A 17,071-nucleotide genomic window follows, 5' to 3' on the forward strand; every position below is an offset into this window, starting at 1 on the left:
AATGTTTTTGCAAGCCCCACCAACGTCGGAGGGAACACCGTGGTGACCACCCGCCTGCCGAGCGCAGGATTCTCTATCACGATCCGCATCGCCGTTACCGCGGACGCCTCGTCCATCGGCCGGCTCACCACCTGCGTCGGCGAGGCCGGAGCGATCGTGACGGCGCTGGACGTGGTGGACTCCGACCCGAGTCACGTGGTCGTCGACCTCACCTGTGACACCGCCGACTCCGGTCACGCCGACCAGGTCGTCAAGCAGCTGGAGGACCAGGACGGCGTCGACGTCCGGAAGGTCTCCGACCGGACCTTCCTGCTGCACCTGGGCGGCAAGATCGAGGTCAACTCGAAGGTCGCGCTGCGCAACCGGGACGAGCTGTCCCGGGCGTACACGCCGGGGGTGGCCCGGGTCTGCATGGCGATCGCGGAGAACCCGGCGGACGCCCGGCGGCTGACCATCAAGCGCAACACCGTGGCCGTCGTCAGCGACGGCTCGGCCGTGCTCGGCCTGGGCAACATCGGCCCGGCCGCGGCGATGCCGGTGATGGAGGGCAAGGCCGCGCTGTTCAAGCGGTTCGGCGGCGTGGACGCCTGGCCGGTGGTCCTGGACACCCAGGACACCGACGAGATCGTCAAGATCGTCAAGGCGATCGCCCCGGCCTACGGCGGCATCAACCTGGAGGACATCGCCGCCCCGCGGTGCTTCGAGATCGAGGCCCGGCTGCGCGAGGAGCTGGACATCCCGGTCTTCCACGACGACCAGCACGGCACCGCGATCTGCGTGCTCGCCGCGCTCACCAACGCGCTGCGGGTGGTCGGCAAGCGGATGGAGGACGTCCGCGTGGTGGTCTCCGGCGCCGGCGCGGCCGGCACGGCGATCATGAAGCTGCTGATGCGCCAGGGCGTGGGCGACATCATCGCGTACGACCGGAAGGGCGCCCTGCACCGCGGCATGCCCGACCTGAACGAGTCGATGCAGTGGCTGGCAGAAAACACCAACAAGGCGAACTACGCCGGCGACCTGCCCGGCGCGATCGTCGGCGCGGACGTCTTCATCGGCGTCTCCGCCCCGAACCTGCTGACCGGCGACGACATCGCCAAGATGGCCGAGAAGTCGATCGTCTTCGCGATGGCCAACCCGGACCCGGAGGTCGACCCGCGCGAGGCCCGCAAGCACGCCGCGATCGTCGCCACCGGCCGCTCCGACCAGCCCAACCAGATCAACAACGTGCTGGCCTTCCCCGGCGTGTTCCGCGGCATGCTGGACGCCAGCGCCGAGGAGTTCACCGAGGAGATGGCGCTGGCCGCGGCCCGGGCGATCGCCGACGTGGTGGGCGAGGACAAGCTCAACCCCACGGTGATCGTCCCGAGCGTGTTCGACCCACGGGTGACCCCGGCGGTGGCGGCGGCGATCCGCGCGGTGGTCCGCGGCGGGCCGGCGCCGGCCAATCCGGCTGCCACCCCGGAGTCCGAGCTCGACAAGGCCCCCGAGGGAATTTTCTGATCTGCCCCTTTTGACGCCGCCGCCCCTCTGACGCGCTCGGCCATTCCCTCCACGCGCTCCGTCCGCACGCTCCGTCTGCGCGCTCCGTCCGCACGCTCCGTCTGCGCGCTCCGTCTGCGCGCTCCGTCTACGCGCGGGGTGCGGCGGCGGCGTGCGCGGCGCCAGGCGCGTCGCCGTCGGCTGCGGCGAATGCGGTGGCTGCTACAGCGAGCGCAGCGATGGCGGCGCCTGCAGCGGCAGCGGCATGGTCGGCGCGGGGTGCGGCCTTCGGGTCGCGCCCCCGAACATCAAGATCAACTTCAAGATCTTCATGTCGTGCGTCCGCTGGGGTACAGACCGCCGCTCCCGCCGGGACCCCTACGGGCTTCGCTGGCCGCTGGCGCGTCCAGACCGCGAAGCCCTCCGGGGCGACGTCCGTGGCTGGGCACGGTTACCCCAAAAACCCGATCTTCGTGAGTTGTCCACACCAGCGCTTCATCCACAGGCCCCAAGCATGATCTTGGATTCCCGCGCCACAATTACGGCAGAGGCGGTGGCCCCCTGGGGGCGGTTTCAAGGGGTCGTTGCAACGCGGTCGGTTTCCAGGAATTTTGCCAGGCGTTCGGCGGGGGTGTCCCAGTCGAGGTCATGCGGGGGGCGGGCGTTGAGTTCGGCGGCGACGTGGGCCAGGTGTTGCGGGGTGTGTTGGGTGAGGTCGGTGCCTTTGGGGAAGTACTGGCGGAGCAGGCCGTTGGTGTTCTCGTTGGTGCCGCGTTGCCAGGGGCTGTGCGGGTCGCAGAAGTAGACCGGCATGTTGCTGGCCAGGGTGAATTCGTGGTGTAACGCCATTTCGGCGCCCTGGTCCCAGGTCAGTGACTGTTTCAGATGCTGTGGCAGGGTCGCGATGGTGGTGAGCAGGGCGTCGCGGACGTGTTCGGCGGATCGGTCGGCGCCCAGGTGGACGAGCAGGACGTAGCGGGTGGCTCGTTCGACCAGGGTGCCGATCGCGGACCGGCCGCGTTCGCCGATGATCAGATCGCCTTCCCAGTGTCCGGGCAGGGCCCGGTCGTCGGCCTCGGCGGGCCGGTCGCTGATCATGATCATCGGGTGGGTGAATCGGGACTGCCGCTGCCCGGGGTCGCGGCGGGGTTTGCGCACGGTCCGGCCGGTGCGCAGGGCGGCGGTCAACTCGCGGCGTAACTCGCCGCGGCCTTGGACGTAGAGGGCCTGGTAGATCGTTTCGTGCGACACGTGCCACGCACTCCGGTGGGGATGGTCACGGCGTAGCCGGCGGCTGATCTGCTGCGGGCTGTGTTTACGGTCCAGCATCGCCTGCACGATGGCGTTCAGGCCCGGGTCAGCGGCCAGTTTCGCCGTCTTCGGCCGGGGCCGGCGCCGTTCGGCGTGTTGCTGAGCGGCGTACGGGTGGTAGTCGCCGCTACCAGGGTCCCGGTTACGGCTGATCGTCGACGGCGAGCGACCCAGCCCGGCCGCGATCGCGGCCTGACTGACCCCGGCCCGGACCAGGTCAGCAATCCGGACCCGCTCGTGCTGCGACAGATACCGGCCCGACACCGCCGCCGCCCGCGCCGCCGCGGCAACGCGGTCCTGCTCACGCCACAACCGCTGACGCTCCCGAACCCGAACCTTCTTCGCCTGCCGCCAACCCGGATGCCGCCACGCATAGGCAGTCTTGCGGTTCAGCCCCAGCATCCGACACGCCGCACTGACACCCACACCATCGGCCAACAACGCCAAGAACTTCTCCCGACGACCCACCACCGGCCCGTCCACACCTGACATCCACAACCCCATGATCAAACAGGCGTTGCGACGACCGCTTGAACTGAGGGGGAGGGTGGGCCCTGCTCTGCGACGAGTCGGCCCTGCCCTCCGGCCAGCCGGCCCTCACCCGCCACTCAGCCCCGCCGAACGCCGCGCGAACGAAAGCCCCGCCGAGCGGCAGGCGACCGTCGGGCGGCAACGGCCGGTCAGGGCGGGCAACCGCCAGGCGAGCAGCGGCGCGGCAAGCGGTCAGCGGCAAGCGGCGCATGCCATGAGCGGCGTGAGGCCGGGGCGCACGGCACGCGATCGGCGGCGCGGCACGCGCGGGCATTCGGCGCGGGGCGTGCGGTGGACGGCGTGCGGCGCGGCGCTCAGGGCGTGCAGTGGACAGCGTGCGGCACGGGGTATGTGGCGTAAGTGCGGGGCGCGGCATGCGGCGCGGGGCAGGGCGTTCGGGGCGGAGCAGGGCGTTCGGGGCGGAGCAGGGCGTTCGGGGCGGAGCAGGGCGTTCGGGGCGTGTGGTGAGGTTGGGGTGGCGGCGGGAGCCACGGGGGTCAGGCGGCGGCCCAGCCGGTTAGTTCGCCGACGTAGTCGGTGATCAGGCCGGCTACGCCCGCGTCGGCCAGGGGGCGCCACTGGGTCATGTCGTTGGCGGTCCAGGGCAGGACGCCGACGCCGACCTCGGCCAGCGCGGCGATCGTCGGCGCGCCGCCGAGCACGTCCTCGACCGACGGGTTGCAGAACGTGATGCCGAGTTCGCGGGAGAGCTCCACCGTCTCCGCGTCGAAGCGGAACACCAGCAGTCCCCGTCGCACTTCCGGCGCCACCTGGCGGGCCTTGCGCACCACGTCCGCGTCGAAGCTCTGCACCACCGTCCGGTCCAGCAGGTCGTACTCGGCGAGCGCGGCCATCACCGCCTTCACCTCGTCGAGGGTGGCCGGCGGCTTGATCTCCAGGAGCAGCTCGGCGCCGGTCGGCTCGAGGGCGGCGAGCGCCTCGGCCAGCGTCGGCACCCGCAGCCCGGCGTGCCCGGGGCCGAACCAGGAGCCGGCGTCCAGCCGGGCGATCTCGTCGGCCCGCAGGTCCCAGACCCGGCCGGTGCCGGTGGTGGTGCGGTCCACGGTCCGGTCGTGGATCACCACGGGCACGCCGTCCGCGGTGGCCCGCACGTCGAACTCGACGAACGTGGCACCGGCCCGGGCGGCGCCGACCAGTGCGGGCAGCGTGTTCTCCGGGGCGACGGTGCTGTAACCCCGGTGGGCGACGCGGTGCAGCATCAGTGGCCCAGTCCCGCCAGGTCGATCTCGCCGGTGGCGACCAGCACCGCCGGGCCGGCCAGCCACCAGGCGCCCGGCTCGTCACGGGTGATCACGACCCGGCCGCCGAGCACGTCGACCGCGACCGAGCCGGTGGTCAGGCCGGCGTCGCGCAGCGCGACCGCGCCGACCGCCAGCGCGCCGGTGCCGCAGGACATCGTCTCGCCGGAGCCGCGCTCGTGGACCCGCATGCTGACGTGCAGGTCCAGCCCGTCCAGCGGCTCGGCCGGCTCGACGAACTCGACGTTCACCCCGGCGCGGAACAGGGTCTTGTCGACCGCGGGCGCGGTGGTGAGGTCGAGGCTGCCCAGCGTGACGCCGTCGTGCAGCCCGCAGACCAGGTGCGGGTTGCCGCAGTCGACGGCGATCCCGGGGACGGTCAGCGCCCCGATCGTGGCGGTGCTCGCCGCGTACACCCGGGGGGTGCTCATCCGTACGGCGATGATGTCGGCCTCGACCACGGCGAGCATGACGCCGGCCCGGGTGGCCACCGGAAGGCCCGCAGGGCCGGCGGTGGCCAGGCCGTTCTCCACCAGGTACCGGGCGAAGACCCGGACCCCGTTGCCGCACATCTCGGCGATCGAGCCGTCGCTGTTCCAGTAGTCCATGAACCATTCGGCGTCGGCGGCGTGCTCGACCGCCGCAGGGTGTTTCGCGGCGCGCACCACCCGCAGCACGCCGTCGCCGCCGATCCCGCGCCGCCGGTCGCAGAGCGCGGCGACCAGCGCCGGCGTCAGCTCCAGCTCGCCGTCGGGGTCGGGGAGGATGACGAAGTCGTTCGCGGTGCCGTGACCCTTGGTGAAGAACACGCGGTCCATCATCCCGCAACCGCCAGCGCGTCGGCCAGGAGCGTCGGCGCCGCGCCGTCCAGCCAGGTGATGTTCGGGTCGCGGCGGAACCAGGAGCGCTGCCGCCGGACGAACCGGCGGGTGCCCCGTACCGTGTCCGCCCGGGCCTCCTCGCCGGTCAGCGCGCCGTCCAGCTCGGCGAGCGCCTGCTGGTAGCCGAGCGCCCGGGAGGCGGTCCGCCCGTCCCGGATGCCGGCCGCGTCGAGGGCGCGGACCTCGTCCAGGAGCCCGGCCGCCCACATCAGGTCGACCCGGAGCGCGATCCGCTCGTCCAGCGCGGCGGCGTCCCGGTCGATCCCGATCTGCACCGACTCGTAATAGGGGGTCGGGTCGGGCAGCGCCGCGGTGAACGGCTGCCCGGTCAGCTCGATCACCTCGAGGGCGCGGACGATCCGGCGGCCGTTCGACGGCAGGATCTTGGTGGCGGCGACCGGGTCGCGCTCGCCGAGCCGGGCGAAGAGCGGCGCCGGCCCGGTCTCGGCCAGTTCCGCCTCGAGACGCGCCCGGACCGCCGGGTCGGTGCCGGGGAACTCGAACTCCTCCAGAACCGCCCGGATGTACAGCCCCGAGCCGCCGACCAGCAGCGGAACCAGGCCGCGGGCGGCGATGTCGTCGATCGCGGCCCGGGCCAGCGCCTGATATTCCGCGACCGCCGCGGGGACCGTGACGTCCCAGATGTCCAGCAGGTGGTGCGGCACGCCGGCGCGCTCGGCCACGCTCAGTTTGGCGGTCCCGATGTCCATCCCGCGGTAGAGCTGCATCGAGTCGGCGTTGACCACCTCACCGCCCAGTTCCCGGGCGAGAGCGAGGCTCAGGGCGGACTTGCCGGCCGCTGTCGGCCCGACGACGGTGACCACGCGGGGACTTGGACTTGACGGCACAAAGCAACCGTAGGACAAGGTTGTGTCACGGTCGTCGGTGGGAGCTTTCCCCTGACCGGGTTGGACCTGTGACAATGCGCGAGAAAGAATGCCCCTGAGAGGGTTGGCATTCCACTGCGCTATGGCGGTGGCCGCGGGCCGGGGTGGTCCGGCGGCGCCGGGAGAACGAGGATGAGCTCATGAACACCGACTGGACTGCCTTCGGGCGCGTGGATGCCGACGGCACCGTGTACGTGAAGACCGCCGAGGGCGACCGGGTGGTCGGCTCGTGGCAGGCCGGGACGCCGGAGGAGGGCCTCGCCCACTTCGCGCGGCGCTTCGAGGACCTGCTGACCGAGGTCGAGCTGGTCGAGGCTCGTCTGAAGTCCGGCGTGGCGGACGCCGCCCACTCCCTGAGCAGCGTCAAGCGCCTGCGCACCACGCTGGACGAGGCGCACGTGGTCGGCGACATCGACGGTCTCACCAACCGTCTGGAGCGGCTCGCCGCCCTCGCCGACGAGAAGGCCGGCGAGGCGAAGGCGGCCCGCGAGGTCGCCCGGACCGAGGCGCTGGCCCGCAAGACCGCCCTGGTCGAGGAGGCGGAGAAGATCGCCGCCGAGGCCACCGGGTGGAAGACGGCCGGCGACCGGCTCAAGGAGATCCTCGACGAGTGGAAGACGATCCGCGGCGTCGACAAGAAGACCGACGGTGAGCTGTGGAAGCGGTTCGCCGCCGCCCGGGACGGCTTCACCCGGCGCCGGGGCGCGCACTTCGCCACCCTGGACGGGCAGCGCAAGCAGGCCCAGACCGCCAAGGAGGACCTGGTCACCGAGGCCGAGGCGCTCTCCGGCTCGGACGAGTGGTCCAGCACGGCGAACCGGCTCAAGGAGCTGATGACCGAGTGGAAGGCGGCGCCGCGCGCCGCCAAGGAGGCCGAGCAGCGCCTCTGGGAGCGTTTCCGGGCCGCTCAGGACGCGTTCTTCACCCGGCGCAGCGAGGTCTTCTCCGCCCGCGACGCGGAGTACCAGGGCAACCTGGAGCGCAAGCAGGCGATCCTGGCCGAGCTCGAGGCGATCGACGTCGACGCGGATGCCCGCGGCGCGCAGAACAAGCTCCGGGACGCGCAGGCCGCCTGGCACGACGCCGGCCGGGTGCCGCGCGAGGCCACCGCCGGGCTGGACCGCCGGTGGCGGGCCGCCGAGGACCGGATCCGGCTCGCGATGGACTCGGCGTGGCGCAAGACCGCCCCGCAGGACAACCCGCTGCTGCGCCAGATGCGCGACCAGGTCGCCGAGGCCGAGCAGCGGCTGGCCCGCGCCCAGGCGGCCGGCGACAGCCGCCGGATCAAGGAGGCCGAGCAGGCGCTCGCCTCGAAGAAGCAGTTCCTCGCTCTGGCCGAACAGGCCAGCTGACACCGGTACTTTCCGAGTGGGGCGACGGACCATTGGTCCGTCGCCCCACTTTTTTCACTCTCCTTTGGAGGGTCAAATCGACTTTCTCCCGCTAGTGGCGCTACTTTGGAGCGCCCGCGTGGTTGATACCTTGACGGGTGCGACATCATGGGAGAAGGCAGCCGGTCGGCACAGCCATTGATCATCACAGATGGCCTGCTGACCTCGTTCCACCGCATGCCGGGCGCCCCGAGGCTTCTCGGTGCGACCGGGGATGCGTGAGCATCAAGCGCCCTAGGGGCCCGTCTGCAGAGATGGTGGTGTGCACCGGTGAGGATCGAACCACGGCAGCATCTGCTGGAGACCTGGCGCGCCACCGTCGAGAGTTCATGGCGCGACGGTGAGTGGCACTGGGGCGGGCGCGACGGCTCCAACTCCATCAGCGACGCGGAGCAGCTGCTGTGCATCCTGCTACCCGCCACCCAGGTGACACCGTTCGCGCTGGACCGTCCGAACGCCACGGACGACGCGATGCTCGACGCGCTCCGGCCGCTCGGTGACGAGAAGACGATCCCGATGCACCTGATCCGGATCGCGACCGACTACTTCAACCGCTACCTGGACGCGGAGAACGGCAATCGGCCGGTCTTCTCGGGTGGCAGTTACTTCCGGGCCCCCGGCGACGACAAGCTGGCCGATGAACAGCTGGGCCGCGACATCGTGGACTCGTTCGCCATCTCGGTGACCCTGTCGCTGGCGTCCATCGGTTTCGTCCGGATCTTCCGGCAGTCGGTGACCAAGACGAACCTGCGCCGCGAGCTGCGGAACCTGGAGCGACTCGCCAGCGCGCGGCTGACCGCCGCCATGGTCGGCCTGCTGCGCAGCTTCTCCACCCACGTCTTCGAGTCGGACGACGCTCCGGGGAAGATCCTGCTGCAGACCATCAACCGGTCCGGGGTGCCGTCCAAGACGGTGGTCAACCAGTTCCGGACGGCGTTGCAGGAGACGATCGCGTCGTTCGGTGAGGTGCTGATCGGGTCCGGCCAGACGGAGAACCTGGAGAGCGCCAACGCGCTCTTCGAGTGTGGCTGGTCCTGGGGCATCGTCAAGAACGCCCCGACCGTCGAGCTGGAGTACAAGGACTCGAGCGCCGCGTCGACGACCGGCAAGGCCGTCATCGTGGAGGCCGAGGACCGGGAGGAGATCGGTCCCCAGCCGGAAGGCATCGCGGAGAACAAGCCGTACCTGTACTTCACCGTGGTCGCCATCGACGCGATCGAGGACCTCTTCTCCGAACGGACCCGGGTCCTGGGTCTGCTCAACGAGGAGCAGCAGCGCCTCTCCCGTGCGCTTCAGCTGCGCTGGGATCTGACCCTGACCTACTGGGCCACGGTGGCGACGTTCGGCGGCGGGCCGAGCTGGCCGCTCGAGGACCCGCCGTGGCAGACCACCGACGGCCTCCGCAGTGAGTACTACACCCTGCTGGTGACCTCGATCGTGGTGAAGGACCTGGTCCGTAAGCGCGGCTCGGACACCCGCCTCGCCCGGATCGGCGCCGTGCTCACCGACCTCGCGAACGAGAGCCGGGTGACCCGCAAGCACCGAGCCGAGGACACCGGCATCCGGCTGCACCATCCGGGTCTGGAGGTCAACCTGGAGGGCAGCGCCGTCGACTCGCCCGACGACACGCGGGCGAGCTGGTTCGTCGGTGAGTTCGCCACCCTGCTGCTCCAGCGCTGTGTCGTGATCGCCGGTCTGCTGAGCGATGTCGAGGAACGCGCGATCCTGCTGCGCCTGGCGGACCGGGTGTGGGATCATCTCGCTCGCCGCCGGCTCGAGGGGAAGCTCCACAGGAGACTGTGGGACCAGCCGTCCAACGTGTTCGAGGAGCTCAGTGATCACGAAGAGCCCTCGTGGTACTACACCGAACGAGTGGTGGTCGGCCTGATCAGCACGGCGAACCTGCTGAGCCAGGAGCCGCTGGTCAACGATCGGCTCGTGGTTCGCGCCTACGACCTGCTGCACGAGGCCGAGCACCTGTACGACATGGAACGCATGCGGGGATCCGCCGAAGCCAGCCTCGAGGTGATGGACGTCTTGACCGAGATCCAGGACAAGCTCGAACGAGCCCGGGCCATCGCCCGCTCCCGGCCGGGAGCCGCGACCGCCCTGGTGAACTGGATCCTGATGGAGCTCGACGGCCTCGACGCCGTTCGCCAGAACGAGAGTACGGCGGTCTGATGTTCGTTTTCGCCGCGTCCGACAAAGGCGGCACCGGCCGGTCGGTGACGAGCAGCAACCTGCTGTACCGCAGCGCCCTGCAGGGCAACGACGTCTGCTACCTCGACTTCGACTTCGGCTCCCCGACCGCCGGCGCCATCTTCGGCATCGAGAAGGCGGAGAACGGCACGCAGAGCGGCTCCGGGATGTACCGCTTCCTGCTCAAGGAGGTGGAGGAGCCGGAGCGCATCGACATCTGGACGTCGACGGACCGGCGGGCGATCCGGGACGGGCAGACCAACACCGGCCGGCTGGTCCTCCTTCCGGGTGACGTGGGCAGCGGTGACTTCCCGAAGCGCGGCGACCTGGTGGACCAGTGCCTGAACCTGTTCATCCGGCTCAACGAGGAGTTCGACCTCTGCATGGTCGACCTCAGCGCCGGCCGGAACCTGGCCGTCGAGATGGTGCTGAAGGTGACCGCGATGCCGGAGATGCGCAACATCACCAGTCGCTGGTTGGTGTTCCACCGGTGGACCCGGCAGCACGTGGTCGCGGCCGGCGGACTCGTCAACGGGCCACGCGGTCTTCTCGCCACCGCGGTGAAGGAGGGGCACGACCTAGGGGAATTCGCCAATAATCTCCGGTATGTCCGTACCGCGGTGATCGATCCGACGCCCTCGGCGCAGAGCGGACTCACCGCGAAACAGGGCGTTTGGCTCGATGAGTGCAATCGGCGCCTCACTCGACTGGCCGGAGACCACCAAGTCGGCAAAAATCTGGTATTAGGGACCGTTCCTCTGGATCCCATGCTGCAATGGCAGGAACAGTTGATCACTGACAAGGACGTGGTGGCCGGAGTCGCGAACCAAGCGACCCGGAACGCCTTCGACTCGCTGGCGAGACGTCTCGTCGACGACTCAGCTTGGGAGACCCTATGACGGTAGCCCTGCACCGCCAGACCACGGACCGGAAGCGCGCGACGGTCTACCGAGAGTCGGCGGCCGAGCGTTCGGCACCATCCGTCGGGCTTTCGCACGTCTCGCTCGAGCTGGGGCACCTCTACATGGAGGACCTCCAGGTCGCGGACAGCGAAAGCCGCCTCGCCGAGTATTTCAGCAGCGTATCGCTCTGGGTCAAGGCGATCGAGTCGATGGGCCGGTGGGGCACCACCAACCCACGGATCAGCACCTGCTTCCTGATCGACGACTACTTCAGCCGGCTGGACGAGCCCGGCGTGATCATCAACAAGGTGGTCGGCGCGGCGTCCAAGAGCGGGCTGCAGATCGACTACATCGCCCGGGAGTCGAGCTGCGCCGAGTTCGGCGCGACCCACCTGGCCCAGCAGGTCTTCGACAGCATCGTGCCGGAGGCGCTGCCCGGTGCGAACGGGAGCCGGCCGACGGTCAAGGAGAGCGGCTGGCTGGCGAACGGGCGGCGCTCCTACGACCCGGCGGCCGCCCCGGCCATGACCGACGAGGGGTGGCGCAGCCCCGAGCAGACCGCGGCGAACCGGCACTCCATCTTCATGGACGTGCAGATCCGGGACAACCTGTGGTCCTGCTCCTTCCTCGCCTCGGTCTGGCAGCTGCTGCGGCTCGGCCTGCTCCGGCCGACCGAGCAGCAGCTCACCAAGCCGGAGCGGGTGTCGGGCGACTACCCCAGCGACTGGTCCGAGCTGCCGCCGGTGATCAAGCTGACCGACACCAAGAACGCGTTCTGCGCGTACCGGAGCTTCTCCATCCTGCCGACCCGGTTCATGGAGGTCGAGATGGCCGCCCGGACCGTGCTGCACCAGGTCGGGGTCGATCCGCTGATCATGGAGGACCTGAACGAGCGGGCCCTCAAGGAGAGCATCGCCCTCCCGCCGGACATCCTCGACCGGGTCGACTACGCGTTCATCAACGATTGGGCTCCGGCCACCGACCGTTGAGGCGGAGCAGCGCGTCCGCCGCGCTGCTCACCGCGAAGCTCTCGTCCTCGGTGCAGTCGATCAGCGTCTCCCGGACGTCGTCCAGGTGCGTCACCGGCTCGAGGATCTCCACCGCCGCGCGGCGGACCTCGTGCGCCTCGGCCGTGCGCGCCCGCTGCAGCACCTCACCGCGCACGTCGTCCTCGGTCAGCCACCCGGCCAGGGCCCGGATCACCACCTGCTGGATCGCCGGGTCCGGGTCAGCGAGCCGGACCAGCAGGTCGTCACGCGTGCCGTCGTCCGGCAGGGCGGCGGACGCCGTGGCGGCCGCGGTGATCACGCCCGGGTCGTTGTCGAGCCGGATCCGGTCCCGGAACACCTCACCGGCGATCTTCAGGTCCGCGCCCGTACCGATCAGCTCCACCGCCGCGGTCCGGATCTCCGGGCTCCGGGCCGTGCCGGCCCGCTCGGCGATCATGGTCCAGAGCGGCACCGCGGTGTCCGGGTCGGCGACCGCCGCCGCGGCGCTCGCGGCGGCGGCGAACACCGTCGCCACGTTGTCGTGGGCGATCCGGTCCAGCAGGACGGTGGCCAGGTCGACCCCGGTGGGGCAGTCTCCGATCAGCACCTGGAGCGCCGCCAGCCGGACCTCCGGGTGATGCCCCTCCCCGGTGAGCGCGACCAGCGCGCCGCCGTGTGCGGCGTCCAGGGTCCGGCCGCAGAGCCCGCGCAGGGCGGCCGTCCGGATCTCGGTGTCCGCGTCGTCGACGGCGGTCGCGAGCAGGGCCCGGGCCGCGGGCTCGGACCGGTCCGCGGAGAGCGCGCCGACGGCGGCCTGCCGGACCGACGGGGTCGCGTCCGCGCCGGCCAGCCGGATCAGCAGCTCCCGCCGGGGCGAGGTGACCGGAAGCTCGGCCAGTCCGCTCAGCGCGGCAAGACGTACCGCGGTCGGCTCGGTCTCGACGGTGGCCGCGACGAGCGCGGCCTCCAGGCGCGGATGGGTCGGGAAGACCCGGCTGAGCGTCCGCACCACGCCCTGGCGCATCACCTCGTCGGGCTCGTTGAGCAGCCGGCTGGTGAGGGCGTCCCAGGCCCGCTCCCGGGGCCGGGGGCCACGGACGGCGAGGGCCACGGCGGCCTCCCGGACCACCACGCCGTCGGTCTCCGTGCGGATCCGTTCCAGCAGGGCCTCCTCCAGCCCGCTGCGGCCGAGCAGGCGGACCGCGCTGCGGCGGACGCTCGGCTCGCGGTCGACGCGCATCCGGCTCAGCAGGACGTCGCGGACCTCGGCGTCGCTCTCCGCCCGGGGCAGCAGCACGCCGGCCGCCGCCTCCAGCACCTCGGAGGCCGGATCGTTCCGGCACGCGTCCATCAGCGCCTCCTCCACCGCCGCCGAGAGCTGCCGGTTGCGGGCCAGCACCCGGACCGCGCCGGCCCGGACCGCGGGGTGGTCGTCGCTGCGGCGGGACTCGAGCAGCACCGACTCGACGCCCGGCTCGGAGCGCAGCCGGTCGCCCAGGATCCGGACGGCCGAGAGCCGCACCGTGGAGTTGGCGTCCCCGGTGGCGGCCGCCAGCACCGCGTCCCGGGCCTCCGGGTAGACCGCGGCCAGCGGCGCCAGGGCCTGCACCGAGGCGAGCCGGACGACGGCCGGGCCGTCGTGGGCCACCCGCAGCAGCGGCTGCAGCCGGGCGCGGCCCCGCTCGGTGGCCTCCCGCCGCACCGCCTGCTGCGCCATCTCGCCGAGGCCGGCCGCCGCGGCGCAGACGATCCGCAGGTCGGCCCCGCCCAGCTGGGCCTCGAGGACGGCCTCCAGCCGGTCGGTGGGCCGGGCCAGGATCGCCGCGATCCGGGCCGCGGCGACGGCCGCCGGGTTGGCCACGATCCGCGCCCACTCGCGGCGGTACCACTCCAGGTAGGTCTGCCGGTCCGGCCAGTTCGGCCCGATCGCCTCGATCGCCGGCACCAGCTCGTCGACGAGCAGGTCGGTGTACTCCGGGCCGGCCTCGGCGGGCGCCGCGGCGCAGTGTTCGAGCAGCCGCCCGACCTCGCGCAGCACCAGGCCGGTGGCGCGCCCGGCGTCGGCGATCGGGTGGACGCCGGCCAGGCACTGCACGGCGAGCGCGACGTTCCACGGCGGCTCCGGCGGCGGATCCAGGTGCCAGTTCGCGTTGACCTCGGTGACCAGCAGCTCGACCAGCTCGACGGCGAGCGGCAGCCGCAGCTTGCCGGCGACCAGGCGCAGGGTCTCGCGCCAGCCCGGGTCGGCCCAGCGCTCCCGGAACAGCGCCTTGATCTCGTCGAACGACGAGTCCCGCCGCTCGAACCGCTCGACGATCGACCAGGCGCAGTAGAACTCCAGGAACGTCCGGTGCACGAAGCGGTAGTCGGAACGGCCCGCGCGGCCGAGCACGAAGCTGCGTTTCTGCAGCTGCTCGATGGCCTGGAGGGCGGACGCCTTCGCCTCGGCCCAGCCCGAGCCGTGCTGTTCGAGGTGCCGGGTGAAGATCTGTTTGAGCTGCTCACCGCCGACGTGGTCGCCGTGCGTCCCGAGCCGGCCGGACATCATGTCGAAGGCGAGGCCGCGCAGCAGCTCGTGCTTCTCCTCCGCGTCGAGGAAGTGCGCGACCGCGGGCGAGTCCACCATCCGGCTGTCGTCCCAGCTGTCGACGAGCGTGACGGCCACCTGCTCGTAGAGCCGCCAGCGCTGTTTCGGCAGCATCCGGTGCCGGCCGATGGCGGCGAGGATGCTCAGCAGCATCGGGTTGCCGGCCAGCTCGGTGAGCTCCGGCGAGCGGAGGATGACGCCGAGGACGAGGTCGCGGCGGACCGTCGCGTCGCTCTCGGAGACCGCCTGGTACCACCGGTTCAGGAACTCGGCGGTCTGCTCCGGCGCGAACCGCTGCAGCGTGTGGTGGGCGAACCCGGCCGCGGACAGGGCGCGCCGGTTGTACTCCGCGGGGCGGGTGGTCACCACGACGCGGGCGTTGCCGCAGGTCTCCGCGAACGCGGCGATCTGGCCCGCGGTCTCCTCCCGGACCCGCCGGTCGAGGATCTCGTCCAGCCCGTCGAAGACCACCACCGCCGGGTCGCCGCGGGCCAGGAGCAGGCTCAGCCCGTCCGGCTCCTCCTGGTAGCCGTCGCTGGCGGCGCGGTAGTTCAGGTACTCCCGGAAATTGCGGACCTGCCCGGCGGCGACCGCCCCCGCGTACGACCGCAGCTCGATCAGGATCGGCAGGTGATCGGCGAGGGCCGCCAGGTGCTCGTCGGCGTGCGCCCGGGCGAGGGCCAGGATCAGGTAGCGGACCACCGCCGACTTGCCCGAGCCGGCGTCACCGACCAGCACGAACCGCTGCCGGCGGCGCTCGCAGAGCACGTCGAAGACCGGCTGCCCGGGCCAGGACATCGGCAGGGCCGCGTGGTCCAGGCGCTCGGCGTCGTCGCCGCGCGGGCTCCGGCCGAGCTCCGGGGGCTGGTCGGCGCGGGCGTGCGGCTCCACGAAGACGTCGATGAGCTGGGTGCCCAGCTGCTGCTGGGACAGGTTCAGCAGGTCGAGGCCGCCGTACTGCTGGCGGAGGCGCTCGAAGTAGTGCTCGATCGCGACGGCGCTCAGGCCGGGGGTGGCCGGGCCGGCGGAGAGCTGGCCCTCGTCGTGGGCGCGGCGCTCCAGCAGCTTGTGCACGGCGCCGTAGACCAGCAGCGCGAGGTGCTCGGGCGAGCTGAAGAAGCTGCACAGATGCTCGGTCTGGAGCACCTTGCGCAGCGCGTCCACCTGCTTCGACTTCTCCCCGCGGTCGACGAACTTGACCGGCCAGGGCGCTTCCGGATCGTGCAGGAAGATCAGGCAGTCCTTGCCCTTCGCGACCGCCTGCTGGTATTCCAGGTGGGTGATGGACTTGGACTGCTTGGGCGGGGTGTAGCCGTACCGCCAGGCGAAGACGCCGATGTAGATGTCGCACGCCTCGACGTCGGCGATGCAGCGGGCCAGCGGGGCGGTCGCGCCGGCGACGTACCTCTCCATGGTCCGGAAGGGCAGGCCGAAGAGTTCGAGCGCACCCCGGACGGCCTCGCGACACTCCCGCAGGTCCTCGAACGTGGCGGAGATGTAAGCCTCGGTCAAGCGCTTCTCCCCTCGCCGGAGCGGCTTGCCGTCGTCGGAGCGGGGAGTGACAGCTGTCAGGCTCGGCGGTTACTCGGCGGCGCTCCCCGAAAGCGCTGCGTAGCGGTCAATATAGCCGGGACAGGCAAGCCTCCACCATGGATGCGACGTCCTGCCCGCAGCCCCAGGAGACGCTGACGCCGCCACCGCCGTGACCGTAGTTGTGGATGACGGCCTGCCCGTCCAGGGTGGTCGCCTCCAGCCGGATCTGCGGTCGCACCGGGCGGTAACCGGCCCGGACGCTGAGCACCGGGGCGTCCCGCAGCAGCGGCTCGATCTCCCCGCACCGCTCCCGGATCCGCTTGACCACCAGCGACTCCGGCAGGACCGGCGCGCCGGGCGCCTCCAGGGTGCTGCCGAGCACCACCGTGTCGCCGTGCGGGATGTAGTACGTCAATTCGGGGCCGGCGCCGTCCTCGGTGAAGAAGCTGTCGATCCCCGGGTTCGCGACGACCACGACCACGCCCCGGACCGGCACCAGGTTCGGGTCGTCGACCAGTGACCGGGCGCCGGCGCCGCTGCAGTTGACGATCACCGGCGCGACGCCCGCCAGCTCGCCCAGCGAGCCGATCTCGCGGGCCCGCACCGGAACGCCCTCGGCGCTCAGCGCGGCCAGCAGGTACTCCGAGTAGACCGGCATGTCCACCGCCGCCGTCGTGTAGCGCCAGGCGCTGCGGTACCCCGGCCAGACGACCTCCTCGCACAGCTCGACGTCACCGGTCGAGTAGAGCCACGGGTGCGGGCGCGCCAGGCCGGCGGACGCCTCGACGCCACGCACCATGGCGACCCCGGTGGAGCGGTCCGCCGCGAGCTCGCGGAAGGCCGCCAGGCTCTCGTCGGCCCAGCGCCGGGCATCCGGGTGGCTGACCATGAAGGGTCCCCACATCGCCCCGGCGGCACACGAGTTGGTCTCCGGTGGCAGCTGCCGGGCCACGACCTCGACCGAGAGTCCCCGGCGGGCCAGGCACAGGGCCGCGGTGAGGCCGCACACGCCCGCACCCACCACCACCGCATCGAAGTTGGTAACGGTCACACCCCGACACTAACGGCTTACACGGCGGCACCGCACGAGCGGAATTTTCGGCACCCGGCCCTATCGGCGGT

At 71.5% G+C, this 17,071-nt stretch carries 11 protein-coding genes; 5 read left to right on the plus strand and 6 right to left on the minus strand.

Annotated elements, in window-relative coordinates:
* Positions 1–39 precede the first annotated feature (39 nt).
* Entirely contained in the window at positions 40–1,500 is a 1,461-nt protein-coding gene (locus L3i22_RS46925) for an NAD-dependent malic enzyme (protein WP_221323873.1), read from the plus strand.
* Between the two features lie 552 nt (positions 1,501–2,052).
* On the opposite strand, the gene L3i22_RS46930 is transcribed toward L3i22_RS46925, so the two are convergent.
* The 4 genes from L3i22_RS46930 to miaA form a co-directional block, all read right to left on the minus strand.
* On the minus strand, positions 2,053–3,216 hold the full coding sequence (locus L3i22_RS46930) for an IS30 family transposase (protein WP_370644578.1): 1,164 nt from the start codon (positions 3,214–3,216) through the stop codon (positions 2,053–2,055).
* Positions 3,217–3,818: 602 nt separating this feature from the next.
* Positions 3,819–4,541 (minus strand): glycerophosphodiester phosphodiesterase family protein, encoded by a 723-nt coding sequence (locus L3i22_RS46935; protein ID WP_221323875.1) that lies wholly within the window; start codon positions 4,539–4,541, stop codon positions 3,819–3,821.
* A complete protein-coding gene (gene dapF, locus L3i22_RS46940) occupies positions 4,541–5,389 on the minus strand; it encodes a diaminopimelate epimerase (protein ID WP_221323876.1) in 849 nt (282 codons plus the stop codon). Before dapF ends, L3i22_RS46935 begins: the two co-directional genes overlap by 1 nt.
* Before the next feature lie 8 nt (positions 5,390–5,397).
* Complete coding sequence (gene miaA / locus L3i22_RS46945; RefSeq protein ID WP_255657680.1) at positions 5,398–6,309, minus strand: tRNA (adenosine(37)-N6)-dimethylallyltransferase MiaA; 912 nt, start codon at positions 6,307–6,309, stop codon at positions 5,398–5,400.
* 179 nt (positions 6,310–6,488) lie between these two features.
* Here miaA and L3i22_RS46950 point away from each other — a divergent pair, with 179 nt between their 5' ends.
* The 4 genes from L3i22_RS46950 (at position 6,489) to L3i22_RS46965 (ending at position 11,829) form a co-directional block, all read left to right on the plus strand.
* Complete coding sequence (locus L3i22_RS46950; RefSeq protein WP_221323877.1) at positions 6,489–7,700, plus strand: DUF349 domain-containing protein; 1,212 nt, start codon at positions 6,489–6,491, stop codon at positions 7,698–7,700.
* A gap of 309 nt (positions 7,701–8,009) precedes the next feature.
* Positions 8,010–9,920, plus strand: coding sequence for an SCO2524 family protein (locus tag L3i22_RS46955; RefSeq protein ID WP_221323878.1), 1,911 nt, complete (start codon positions 8,010–8,012; stop codon positions 9,918–9,920).
* Positions 9,920–10,837, plus strand: a complete 918-nt coding sequence (locus L3i22_RS46960; RefSeq protein ID WP_221323879.1) for an SCO2523 family variant P-loop protein — start codon at positions 9,920–9,922, stop codon at positions 10,835–10,837. The genes L3i22_RS46955 and L3i22_RS46960 overlap by 1 nt, the downstream gene beginning before the upstream one ends.
* Positions 10,834–11,829: an SCO2522 family protein gene (locus L3i22_RS46965; RefSeq protein WP_221323880.1), complete on the plus strand. Its 996-nt coding sequence runs from the start codon at positions 10,834–10,836 to the stop codon at positions 11,827–11,829. The genes L3i22_RS46960 and L3i22_RS46965 overlap by 4 nt, the downstream gene beginning before the upstream one ends.
* Here the strand turns inward: L3i22_RS46965 and L3i22_RS46970 are convergent.
* Together L3i22_RS46970 and L3i22_RS46975 are read right to left on the minus strand one after the other, a co-directional pair.
* Positions 11,798–15,928: a HEAT repeat domain-containing protein gene (locus L3i22_RS46970; RefSeq protein ID WP_221323881.1), complete on the minus strand. Its 4,131-nt coding sequence runs from the start codon at positions 15,926–15,928 to the stop codon at positions 11,798–11,800. The genes L3i22_RS46965 and L3i22_RS46970 overlap by 32 nt on opposite strands.
* A 106-nt stretch (positions 15,929–16,034) precedes the next feature.
* Positions 16,035–17,000 carry an FAD-binding oxidoreductase gene (locus L3i22_RS46975; RefSeq protein ID WP_221323882.1) on the minus strand — a complete coding sequence of 322 codons (966 nt, stop codon included), beginning with the start codon at positions 16,998–17,000 and terminating at the stop codon, positions 16,035–16,037.
* Positions 17,001–17,071 lie beyond the last annotated feature (71 nt).

This window comes from Actinoplanes sp. L3-i22, from assembly GCF_019704555.1.
GTDB lineage: Bacteria > Actinomycetota > Actinomycetes > Mycobacteriales > Micromonosporaceae > Actinoplanes.